13 protein-coding genes are annotated in these 10,527 nt (G+C 46.9%); 2 read left to right on the top strand and 11 right to left on the bottom strand.

Translation table 11 applies throughout. The annotated features are described in order from the left end of the window. The 9 genes from trpD to JU82_RS06025 form a co-directional block, all read right to left on the bottom strand. Nucleotides 1-920 (bottom strand): anthranilate phosphoribosyltransferase (trpD, locus tag JU82_RS06065; protein ID WP_037948040.1); only part of this gene is annotated, 920 nt, incomplete at its 3' end. Next, a complete protein-coding gene (locus tag JU82_RS06060; protein ID WP_037948037.1) occupies nucleotides 917-1,165 on the bottom strand; it encodes an RNA-binding S4 domain-containing protein in 249 nt (82 codons plus the stop codon). The genes JU82_RS06060 and trpD, both read right to left, overlap by 4 nt. Nucleotides 1,166-1,264: 99 nt before the next feature. After that, the gene (locus tag JU82_RS06055) at nucleotides 1,265-2,035 is read right to left on the bottom strand and encodes an MBL fold metallo-hydrolase (protein ID WP_037948034.1); all 771 of its coding nucleotides are present in this window, start codon (nucleotides 2,033-2,035) and stop codon (nucleotides 1,265-1,267) included. A 1-nt stretch (nucleotide 2,036) separates the two neighbouring features. After that, the gene (locus JU82_RS06050) at nucleotides 2,037-3,545 is read right to left on the bottom strand and encodes a response regulator (protein WP_037948032.1); all 1,509 of its coding nucleotides are present in this window, start codon (nucleotides 3,543-3,545) and stop codon (nucleotides 2,037-2,039) included. A 104-nt stretch (nucleotides 3,546-3,649) separates the two neighbouring features. Next, nucleotides 3,650-3,952: a hypothetical protein gene (locus JU82_RS06045; RefSeq protein ID WP_037948029.1), complete on the bottom strand. Its 303-nt coding sequence runs from the start codon at nucleotides 3,950-3,952 to the stop codon at nucleotides 3,650-3,652. Further along, on the bottom strand, nucleotides 3,942-4,325 hold the full coding sequence (locus JU82_RS06040; RefSeq protein ID WP_037948026.1) for a hypothetical protein: 384 nt from the start codon (nucleotides 4,323-4,325) through the stop codon (nucleotides 3,942-3,944). The genes JU82_RS06045 and JU82_RS06040 overlap by 11 nt, the downstream gene beginning before the upstream one ends. Nucleotides 4,326-4,502: 177 nt before the next feature. Continuing rightward, nucleotides 4,503-5,684 carry a hypothetical protein gene (locus JU82_RS06035; RefSeq protein ID WP_037948023.1) on the bottom strand — a complete coding sequence of 394 codons (1,182 nt, stop codon included), beginning with the start codon at nucleotides 5,682-5,684 and terminating at the stop codon, nucleotides 4,503-4,505. Nucleotides 5,685-5,761: 77 nt separating this feature from the next. Next, nucleotides 5,762-6,394: a hypothetical protein gene (locus tag JU82_RS06030; protein ID WP_037948019.1), complete on the bottom strand. Its 633-nt coding sequence runs from the start codon at nucleotides 6,392-6,394 to the stop codon at nucleotides 5,762-5,764. Between the two features lie 72 nt (nucleotides 6,395-6,466). Next, nucleotides 6,467-8,203 (bottom strand): YgiQ family radical SAM protein, encoded by a 1,737-nt coding sequence (locus JU82_RS06025; protein WP_294892325.1) that lies wholly within the window; start codon nucleotides 8,201-8,203, stop codon nucleotides 6,467-6,469. A gap of 59 nt (nucleotides 8,204-8,262) precedes the next feature. Here JU82_RS06025 and JU82_RS06020 point away from each other — a divergent pair, with 59 nt between their 5' ends. Together JU82_RS06020 and JU82_RS06015 are read left to right on the top strand one after the other, a co-directional pair. Continuing rightward, nucleotides 8,263-8,694, top strand: coding sequence for an iron-sulfur cluster assembly scaffold protein (locus tag JU82_RS06020; protein WP_037948016.1), 432 nt, complete (start codon nucleotides 8,263-8,265; stop codon nucleotides 8,692-8,694). After that, nucleotides 8,691-9,524: an iron-binding protein gene (locus JU82_RS06015; protein WP_037948014.1), complete on the top strand. Its 834-nt coding sequence runs from the start codon at nucleotides 8,691-8,693 to the stop codon at nucleotides 9,522-9,524. The genes JU82_RS06020 and JU82_RS06015 overlap by 4 nt, the downstream gene beginning before the upstream one ends. Before the next feature lie 80 nt (nucleotides 9,525-9,604). Here the strand turns inward: JU82_RS06015 and JU82_RS06010 are convergent, their stop codons facing one another. Next, nucleotides 9,605-10,096, bottom strand: a complete 492-nt coding sequence (locus tag JU82_RS06010) for an HIT domain-containing protein (RefSeq protein ID WP_037948004.1) — start codon at nucleotides 10,094-10,096, stop codon at nucleotides 9,605-9,607. Nucleotides 10,097-10,125: 29 nt separating this feature from the next. Further along, on the bottom strand, nucleotides 10,126-10,527 hold a 402-nt coding region (locus JU82_RS06005; protein WP_037948001.1), incomplete at its 5' end, for a cyanophycin synthetase.

Genomic DNA, 10,527 nt, shown 5'->3' with positions numbered 1-10,527 from the left:
AATCCCTCGCGGGCGATCTCCAGCCCCTCTTGCGGATCTCTGGCCATCCCCTCGGCAATCAGGGCATAGGCCGCATTGATCAGTACCATGTCCCGCTGCGCATCGGTAGCGCGGTTGTTCAGGATGTTGGTCAGAATGGTTGCATTCATCGCCGCATCTCCTCCGAGGATGGCTTCAAAAGGGGCCTTTTTGATTCCGAGGGCTTCGGGATCGATTTCGAAATAGTCGATTTTACCGCCGTACAAATGGGCGGCATAGGTGATATCGCTGATGCTCACCTCATCCATTTTCTCGCGCGAACTCACCACGATCGCCGACGTCATACCCAGATCGCGGGCCGCTTCCGCCATTTTTGGCACGAACACCTCATCAAATACCCCAAGGAGGATTTTGGAGAGTCCCACCGGATTCGTCAGCGGCCCCAGAATGTTAAATACCGTTTTTTCGGGGATCGAACGGCGCACCGGCATGATGAATTTCATTGCCGGATGATGATACTGCGCGAACAAAAACGTAAATCCGCTCTCTTCGAGGAGTTTCGCGCTTTTCTCAATGCTCAAATCGAGCTTGACCCCGAGCGTTTCAAGAACATCCGCGCTCCCCGATTTGGAAGTGATGGAACGGTTGCCGTGTTTGGCGACATACGCGCCGCACGCCGCCAACAGAATTGAGACGGTAGAACTGACGTTGAAACTGCCGCTTTTATCACCGCCTGTTCCGACGACGTCGATCAGCTTTTCTTTGAGCCAAAGAGGAACGTCCAATGCCAGAGCATGCCGTTTCATCACCTCCGCAGCCGTTGCGATCATCGAGGGAGACGTCGATTCGTTCAGCGTCAAAGACAACAGAAACTCCCGCATCTCCTCGTCGCTGAGGCGGTGTTCAAAGAGCGCTTCGAAATCGCTTTTGAGAGGGTTCATGAGAGTTCCTTGACGTAAAGGTTTTGAGCTGATTTTGGCGTCGATTTGACCGTAGGGATCGCGAGCACTTCATAACGCACCCGCTTCTCCAGATAAACGAGAGTGACGATGTCGCCGACGGCAACGTTTTTGGACGCTTTAACCGCTTTGTCGTTGATGTACACGACCCCTTCTTCGATCATGTCCTGGGCAACGGCGCGGCGTTTGGTTAAATTGACGGCATTTAAAAATTTATCGATTCGCAAAGAGTCATCCGTATGCTTGTATTTGAAGCGTTTATTGTAGGCGATTCAAACTAAAAGGGAGGTAAGAGCGCAAAAAATGTTCCACTTCCTCAAGGCTCTTTATTCGATCTTTGCAAGATAGAGTTCATCAAGATGTTCCAATCCCCCCTCGACGTTCTCAAACCACTCCAAAAATGCGGCCGCATCAGGACCGCGGAACAAGGAACCGTGCTGCGGCGCGATCATATCGACCTCGTAGCGTTTCACTTCCCGAACCCATGCGCGGCAAAAAGCGTTCGCGGCCATATAACGCTGATGAAAACTCTCCAAAAACGGCCGATGGCTTTCAAAATCATCGACTTGTTTGTTCAGATTCTGCGGAGAGAGGATCGCCGCCCCGATGTCCCCGGAAAAAACGATTTTTGAACGGCTGTCGTAGAGGGAAAAATTCCCCGGGCTGTGGAGAAAATGGGCGGGTATAAACTGAACGTATCCTTCTTTGAAGGGGATTCTTCCTCCGTGATCGGGAAGAGCGATAATCCGCGACGAATCGGTCAGCCCGTAATGGCTCATGAAGCGGGTCCACAATCCCGACATAATGAGCTTGGCGCTCGTCGCAACGCTCCATTCCGCAATCGCGCCCGCCACGTCAGGGTCTTGATGGGAAAAGAAAATGTATTTGATCTTGAGAGGGTCGATATGGCGTCCGATCGCCTCGTACAGTTCGCTGAAGATCGAACCGCTGCCCGGATCGATGACGATGGCACTGTCTCCTTGGATAATCAAAAACTGGTTGACCGACAGGGAATTTTCCGCCTGATCTTCGTCTTCCAGACTGAACATGACGCATTTATGGACGCCGTCCTCGTACAATAACGTTTCTTTATTCATTTTATCTCTCCTTGAACTCCCGAATTAATTGCATCTGCCGTTTCGCGATATACCCGATCAGGTCTTTATGGTGGCGGCTGTGCAGATCGTAGGTAAATACCGCTTCGTACTGATGAGACTGTTCACCGATGCGGAAAACATCGGCTTCGGTGTTGATAATGACCGGTTTAAACGGCGGCGAGCCCAAAACCAGATCGAGGATTACTTTAGAACCTGTCTGGAACCCGGCGGGCAATGACGCCATCACCAGACGAATCGCTTTGATCGAGATGTCGGCGATCTCCATATCGGTTTCAAACTTGCGCCCCTGATACAGCAACGTCACTTTGGCCTCCTCGTCGGGCAAAACGCGAATATACTGACGGCGTGTCGGACTTGTCGTCGTCATCTTGCATTCGCCCAGCTTCACCGACAGCTGATCGAAATTGATCTTCAGAATATCCGTCGAGACGATAAACATCGGGAAAATATCGGAAACAAGGACGACGCGCCGCTCCAGTTGCATCGCTTTGAGCTGCATGATCGTCGTTTTGATCCAGACATAATTTTCATCGATCTCGCCGATCATCCCGTCATTGGTGATGCTAAGCCCTTTGTACAGATTGTGGATTTTGATTTTTGCGTTATTGCGTTTCGCCATTTCGAAAAGGCCGCGAATCGCCCTTTTGTCTTTTTGCACCGCTTCTCTTTCGACCGCGCTCGGATCGAACAGCTTCAACAGATTCAGTTCGCTGACGTCGTTTAGGGAGAGGATGAAATAATCCTCTTTATCCGGGATTGTCTGCAGATTGAGAACAAAATGGTGGCTGTTTCCGTCGGCGTCGGCTATTTTGATATTGAAAAGCTTGCCGGGATGGTTTTTCGCCTCATGCAGCCATTCGACCTTATCGTGGTTATACAAAAATCCGCTGTGTTCGAGCAGTAATTCGCCGAAATTGAGGAAACGTTGGCTGAATTCTTCGGTACTGCCCGCTTTGAAAAAATCCAGGCACGGCTGATTGGCCATTACGACCGTTTCGTGTCGGAGCAAAAGGATAAGATTGTGCTGATAATTGAAAATATTCTGCAAATAGGTGTTAAAGAGCTTCTGATGCATCTGCATGCGCATTTCTCTAGCGCATCGCACCAGTACGTCAACGATATTCTGCACCGTGATCGGTTTGACCACATAATCAAAAGCGCCCAAACGGATCGCTTCGTGCAGCAGACTTTTTTCGTCGTGCGCGGAGGTAAAAATAATTTTCGTTGCGGGATCGATCGCCAGAATGCTCTTGGCCAGTTTCAAACCGTCCAGATTCGGCAGCTTGATGTCGGCTATGACGATCGCGGGACGATGCCGGTTGAACAGTTCCAATCCTTCCTCCGCATCCGCGGCCGAATGGACGACATCGAAAATATTTCGGAACAGCGCACTGGCCTGTGCGTTGAGCGCCGGATTCTCTTCGACGTATAAAAGGACGTAGTTATGCAACGCTTTGCGAAGTTTTTTCAGCGCATCCGGATCGATCATCGGTTCCTTTCATGAATCAAACATATTCACAAATAGAATAGCAGATTTTCTCTTCTAACTCGCAAAACCGCTTTCAGGGATTTCGACATTTTTTTTAAAGGCAATCAACAATTCTGATTGATCCGATCATAACGGCTATGATGCCCGATAAAGACGAATACAGTCATCTCAGGCTGTTCGGAGAATAAAATTTTGTAGGATTGGTTGGTATGCATCACGGCGATGCTTCGTCGGCATTTGTCTTTTTTACAGACTATTTTGTGGTATTTCAATCGAGGATCAGTTTTATTCTGAAGATAGAGGCTAATCGTTTCGTCGATTTGCTCAGCATTTAAAGCACCCGATTCGATCAGTTTGTTTTTTTGCCGCTCAAAAACGCTCTCAAAAGCGATCAGTTTAGCGTTCAACTTTGTAGAATCCCAATTCTACTTGGGCGCGAACCAACAAATCGTAAAACACGGCGGCTTTATCGAAATATTGTTGAATCAGTTCGTTTTGAGAGGTCATGGAAATCAACGGTTCAAACTCATCGATCAAATCATCCATTTTGATGACCATTGAGTCGATCATAGCATTGGTGAAATTCATATACGGATGATAATGAAGCAAATCCTCAAAAAAGACATGGGAAGCGTTCAGAAGCATGATCCGCTTTACCACCTCCTCATTATCGGCGAGGGTATCGATATTACGCTCATAATAACTGCGATGTTCGATGAGGCTGTTGATATGCTGAGACAGATTATCCTGAATCGATGCGCTGTACATACTTTCAAGCATAATATTCAACCCTTTTTTTTATTCTCAAATATTTTATCTTATTTTGACTAAATTACCTTCTATCTTCTCATTTCTAACGAGGACGTTTTGAACAAAACTAAAAAAAAATGTTTACGGGGATTAGAGTTCTAGCCAATTACCTAACTAATGTATTAATATACAACTGCTTTATTAGCTTCATATATTTTTGAAATACCCTAATTCATTTGAAAGTTTAAGGATTTTTTCCTTTTCTTGCTCAGTCCACATGGAGTTATGTATATATGCGATATCAGAGGAATAACCTACGTCTGAAGGTCCTGATCTATCTGTCGCAATACCGACAATAGTTTTAATTTCAGGACGTTTTACATCAACAATTGAACATCTTAATAGTAATTCTTTAGCCCTAAATTCTCTATCAGAACTTTTCCCAATTAAAAATACAAAAGCCACATTATCATACCCCATAACAACACGTGATGCAATTTTCAATTCTTCTTTCTGAAGAAATTCCATAAAAGCATCCGCAAGATTTGCACGATATCTTCTTGGTTGCAAAGCCATAGTAACTAATGCCAGCTCATTATTTGTTACTTCTTTACTATGCATTTCAAACATCCCACCTGTTAGTAGGTCAGCAGAATAGCTTTCGATTAATTTATCCCAAATATAAGAAGTTTTAAAATCAATCAACATATCCTTATATTCTGTGGATTTTGATAAGCTGTTCCATATATCATTATCCAAAATCAACATATCTGGATGACTTTCATCTGTTGCGAAATTTAGAGAGTACCTACGTTGTATGTAAAGAGCAATTAAATCTTGAAGACCACCACCATCAAATATCATTCCAATTTTTTTATTCATTAAATTTTCACTAGATTGCAAAAAATCAGTAAAATCTGTAATGGTATCAAGTGCTTTAAAAAGAACTTCTACGCTATTTTCATCACATACGTGAACAAATCCATGACCTAAATCTCCCCATTGTATAGGTATCTGACATTTAGATCCTAACGAAACTGAAATTCTGTGGTATTTTCTATCTGATATTAGAGGTAAAGTTATTATTCTTCCGTCATGTCTTTCAATAACTGTCTGCGTTTGAAGCCATCTTTCAGCACCCCAAATTTGACCAACCGAGTCTTCAATAGCATTTTTTATCCAACGCTCATATCCTAAACTATCACCGGTATCTTTATATTGAATTTCTTTAACCGAAATAATGATGATATGTTTAGCACATACAATTAAACAATCGCATAGCTCTTTTCTTTTTTTCCCAATAGGATTTGGATGCGTCCATGCTTTCAAAAAAGATTTTTCTGAAAGTTCATGAACAAATTTTTCGGATGGTGTTAATCCTAGAGCCATATAAAAAAATCCTTTATCGCTAACTCTAAATAAAATAAAAAAATTTACATAGAAGATTTACTTGGAGCGCAATAGAATTATTGTACACTGTTTGGTGGTGTGTGCCCATATTTGATTGCTTTTTCTCTTTGAACACTAGATAAAGCTGACCAAATGACATGTACATGATTTAATGGCATTTGCATCAAATCCTTTTTGTACTTATCTTTTTTTAAGCTAACTTTGAAAAACGAAGGACTATGTTCTATCTGATGGTTCGAAAGTCTCCAAAAAACCACAAAAGCAAATTTTGGTGTCAAGTACTTATTTTTTAAATAAAATTCTAATGCGTTCTTCAAAATATCATTAGGTTCTTTCATAGATAATCGTTTAAGAGCTTCTATACATGAATCTAATCGTATTTTATTTTTAATTTGTTCAAGCTTTCTTTTTGAGCTTTTTGCATCAAGCAATTTATCATTTTCAAATACCTGAATTTGAAACTTTAAAATGCAACTTGAGCCAACCCGTAGATGATGATTTGTATTTCTATTTTTTATTTCAAAATGATATCTTACATGTTCTTGATTACATAATTCACATTCTTCATCTGCTAGCTCATGATCTTGTACATTTTCAGTAAAATACCATTCCTTGAAAGCTTCTGGTAGTGTTCCAGCGACAGAAAGTGGCAGTATATTGTCTGCAACTCGTTGAGGATATGTACTCATTAACTTTCCTTTCATGTATAACTTTTAATATCCTACATTCTAAGCAAAGCAACCTAAAACAATCATTTCACCCTAACTCGCAAAACCGCTTTTGAAATTGTCTTTGGCGACGACGATCTGTTTTTGCTTCTCTTTGCGCGCCGTATCTTTTTCGACAAAGATTTTTTGGCGTGTCTGCGGATCCATCTCGGTGTAATACATCACCGCCGAATAGGTCCCCGGGGTCGGGGTAAACACCTGCGCCTGCTCGGGGTTCATCTTCAGCTCCTGCGTCGTGAAACGCTTGAGGTCGTGCATGTCCTTCTCGGTGCATCCGGGATGGGCGGCGATCAGGTAGTAGGTCAAAAACTGGTTTTTTCCTTCTTCTTTGTTCAAACGGTCGTAGAGTTTTTTGAAATCGACGAGGGTCTGTTTGCCCGGTTTGTTCATCAGGTGGAGCACGTGGGGCGAGGTGTGCTCGGGGGCGACTTTCATCTGTCCCGAGATGTGGTAGCGCACCATCTCTTTGAGGTAGTCGTACCCCTGGCGCTTGTCCTCGTTGATCAGATCGTACCGCACCCCGGAGGCGACAAACGCCTTTTTGATCCCCCGCACCTCGCGAAGCCGGCGCAGAAGGTTGATGACACGGGTATGGTCGACCTTCATCTTCTTGCACAGGTGGGTGTCGTCGACGCAGCGCTGATGATCGCAGGTGCCGTGTTTAAGTTTTTTGTTGCACTCGTAGCCGTACATATTCGCCGTCGGTCCCCCCACGTCGCTGATAATCCCTTTGAAATCCTTGTACTCGGTAAACTGCGTCGCCTCGTTCAAAATCGACTCTTCGCTGCGTGTGCGGATGGTACGCCCCTGATGGACCCCGATCGCGCAGAAGTTGCACTCCCCCCAGCACCCCTGATGGGTCATGATCGAAAATTTGATCGTCTCCAGACATTTCACGGCCCCATTCGGACGGTGATAGGGATGCAATTCGCGGGTAAAGGGAAGCGCGGAGACGGCATCCATCTCCCCTTCGTCCAGATAATCGGCGGGCGGATTTTGGATGCTGAAACGGCCGTCCACTTCCTGACACAGCCCCTTGGCCGAAATGGGATCGTTGTTATCGTAGAAGATATCGAACAGATCGATGTATCGCTCTTTGTTATCCAGACACTCCTGATGCGACGGCAACGGCAGATAATCTTCGACAGGTGCTTTGGCAATATAACACAGCCCCCGGATATCGAGGGGAGACTCGCCCCTCTCCAGCCGTTTGGGGAGTTCGACGATCGCCCCCTCTCCCATGCCGTAGATCAGATAATCGGCTTTGGCATCGAATAACACCGGTTTGCGCAGTTTGTTCGTCCAGTAATCGTAATGGGTGACGCGGCGCAGACTCGCTTCGATCCCTCCCAAAACAATGGGAACGGTGTTTTTGAAATGTTTGCGGATCAGGTTGGTATACGCCAGTACCGCACGATCGGGCCGTGCGTTGTTCACTCCGCCGGGGGTATAGTCGTCGCTTTTGCGGAATTTTTTCGTTGCGGTGTAGTTGGCCACCATCGAATCGACGCTTCCGCCGCTCACCCCCCAAAAAAGACGAGGCTCTCCCAAACGCATAATATCATCGGTGGCGATATCGGGCTGCCCGATGACCCCGACGCGATACCCTTCCCGCTCCAGTATCCGCCCCACGACGGCAACGCCGATAAAAGGCGAATCGATGTAGGCATCGCCGGAGACGAGGATCACGTCGCATCGGTCCCAGCCTCGCGCGTCCATCTCCTCGCGGGTGGTCGGCAGATAGCGTAAATGTTCGGGAGTAACTTTCATAACGCGATTGTACGGCGGATCGTCTTACAAAGAGGTTCAACCTGCGTTATAATTGGATTATGGAAAATACTCTGAACCAAGAGATCATCGAGCATCTCATGCACCCCAAAAACTACGGCCCGCTCGAAAACCCTACAGGTGTCGGTGTCGGCCATTCCGAGGAGAGCGGAGAGTTCGTCATTTTTTATCTCTCATGCGAAGCAGAAACCCTCAACGGCGTCGGATACGCGACAAACGGCTGTCACGATACCGTTGTGCTGGGATCGATGTTCACCGAAATGATCAAAGGCGAGACGCTCTCTTATGCCGCCGCCGCTGCGGAGAAACTGCGCGAAAAAGTAGCTCAGGGGCCGGCCAAACAGCAAGCATGCGCCCAAATGGTCCTCACCGCATTTGAAGCGGCTCAAATCAACCAGCGTCATCGTCATGAAGGCTCCGACGAAGAACTGCACGCGATTGAAATCGATATGAAATGCGAGGTAGAAGGATGAGAGACGCGGAACTGTTTCGGCACAAACACCAATTTTGGCTTCGTTTGGCCTATTTGTCCTTTTCGGCGGATGAGCCGTGTGTCAAAAATCGTCTTTACGAATTTTCCCAAATCGAATTCCGCCACCTCAAATGGCTCTGTGAAACCTTGTACGCGGATGGCATTCCTTACGATTACCACCGCGACGGCGCGTTTGGCGTCGAATTTCATACCTTCGGCGATGCGCTGCGCGCCGCCGTCGATGAACTGGGTTCCCTGCACGAACGGTATGACGATTCGGTGCTGTGCGAACGGATGCGCACGGATGAGCGCTTTATCCTTTCTTTTCTAAAAGAGTGTCAGGGAACCACCGCGCAACCGCTCCGCACGTTCGATCGTTCCCGCCGTTGGCCGGATGCTTCGTTGAATAACGAACAAACCGACGCTCTGACGCTGTTTTTATTTGAAGAGAGCTACAAAGAGTACGAATTGATCCTGATCTACCTTTACCGCCTCGCCCGCGCTACGACCGCCGCGCAAAGTTCGTCGTTCACCGACCTGATCGAGGAATCGCATTTTCATCTGCGCTCGTTCAGCGAGATGATGGCGAAAATGGGGATTTTGGCACTGCCGCGCGAACTGCATCCCCGTACCTACGAAATCACCGACATGGAGAAATTTCTCCGCAACGGAATCGTCGAAGAGGAAAATGCCAAGGAAGAGTGCCGCCGGCTTTCGTCGGTCATCACCGATCCAAAACTCTCATCGTTTTTTGAGTTTATCAATTTTCAAGAGAGCTACCACATCGAAATCATGAAAAAACTGCTAGAGGAGAGAGAATGGAAGAATTAAACACCAGCGGAATGGACATCGTATTTCTGGTCGGCTTGCTTGCCCTTATGGGATTTGTCCTGACCCGCAAAAAAAAGTAATTAAAAATACTCTTTGGACAGTTCTTTGAGCTTGTTGTAGATATTGTCGAAGTCGGTCGAATAGACGCGGGTATGGGTTATCGACGTCATAAAGTTCGTATCCCCTTCCCATCGCGGGACCAGATGCATATGAATATGCTCCGCAATCCCCGCACCGCCGGCACGGCCCAAATTCATCCCGATATTCACGCCGTGCGCTCCGAATCCCTCTTTGAGCATTCTGACCCCTTTTTGGGCCAAGGCGCTCATGTGTATCCATGTCTGCGCATCAAGCGCTTCGAGCGCGTCGGTATGATGATGGGGGATAATCATAAAGTGTCCGGGTGTATAGGGGTAAAGGTTCATTACGACAAAACAGTGTTCGTCGCGGTGCAGTACGTGAAGGTTCACACCATCCGTGTCGTTGGCACTGATGTGGCAAAAAACGCACCCTTCGATTTTTTTCCCTGCGATGTAGTCAGTGCGCCACGGGGCATATAAAATCTCTTGCATTTCTTTGCCTTTCGCCCCCCAGTAGAGGGTCAGATAAAATTCGGCGCGTCGTTCGCGAACAGGATAATGTCTCCCGCACGCGTCACTTCTCCGAGCGTTTTGACCATCTGCGATTTATCCGCAAGCATGATCTTTTGCGGAACCTTCAGCTCTTTGTCAAACTGGAGCGCATTGAGCTGCCCCGTGATAATGGCGATGTCGAATACCTCGTTGATCGCGGCGATCAACTGGGAATTAAGCTCGTCCGTGCTCTCAACCAGTCCCGGTGTTACAATCACTTTGCGCCCGCTGTGGAGCGAGCAGAGGCGTACCCCTTCGAGCATTCCGTCGATGTTGCCGTTATAGCCGTCATCGAGGATGATTTTTCCTCCCGCATCGATACGTTCCAGACGATGTTCGACGCTTTTGAGACCGTTGACCGCCGAGGCGAT

Source organism: Sulfuricurvum sp. MLSB (genome assembly GCF_000747095.1).
In the GTDB taxonomy this organism is placed as follows: Bacteria; Campylobacterota; Campylobacteria; order Campylobacterales; family Sulfurimonadaceae; genus Sulfuricurvum.
Note: the sequence above shows the minus strand (reverse complement) of the source record. Positions and strands in the feature narration are given on the sequence as shown.

Excerpts from the sequence above, each read along its gene's own strand:
- JU82_RS06055 (WP_037948034.1), bottom strand. The coding sequence starts at position 2,035 with ATGAATAAAGAAACGTTATTGTACGAGGACGGCGTCCATAAATGCGTC.
- JU82_RS06050 (WP_037948032.1), bottom strand. The coding sequence starts at position 3,545 with ATGATCGATCCGGATGCGCTGAAAAAACTTCGCAAAGCGTTGCATAAC.
- JU82_RS06040 (WP_037948026.1), bottom strand. The coding sequence starts at position 4,325 with ATGCTTGAAAGTATGTACAGCGCATCGATTCAGGATAATCTGTCTCAG.
- JU82_RS06035 (WP_037948023.1), bottom strand. The coding sequence starts at position 5,684 with ATGGCTCTAGGATTAACACCATCCGAAAAATTTGTTCATGAACTTTCA.
- JU82_RS06030 (WP_037948019.1), bottom strand. The coding sequence starts at position 6,394 with ATGAGTACATATCCTCAACGAGTTGCAGACAATATACTGCCACTTTCT.
- JU82_RS06025 (WP_294892325.1), bottom strand. The coding sequence starts at position 8,203 with ATGAAAGTTACTCCCGAACATTTACGCTATCTGCCGACCACCCGCGAG.
- JU82_RS06020 (WP_037948016.1), top strand. The coding sequence starts at position 8,263 with ATGGAAAATACTCTGAACCAAGAGATCATCGAGCATCTCATGCACCCC.
- JU82_RS06015 (WP_037948014.1), top strand. The coding sequence starts at position 8,691 with ATGAGAGACGCGGAACTGTTTCGGCACAAACACCAATTTTGGCTTCGT.
- JU82_RS06010 (WP_037948004.1), bottom strand. The coding sequence starts at position 10,096 with ATGCAAGAGATTTTATATGCCCCGTGGCGCACTGACTACATCGCAGGG.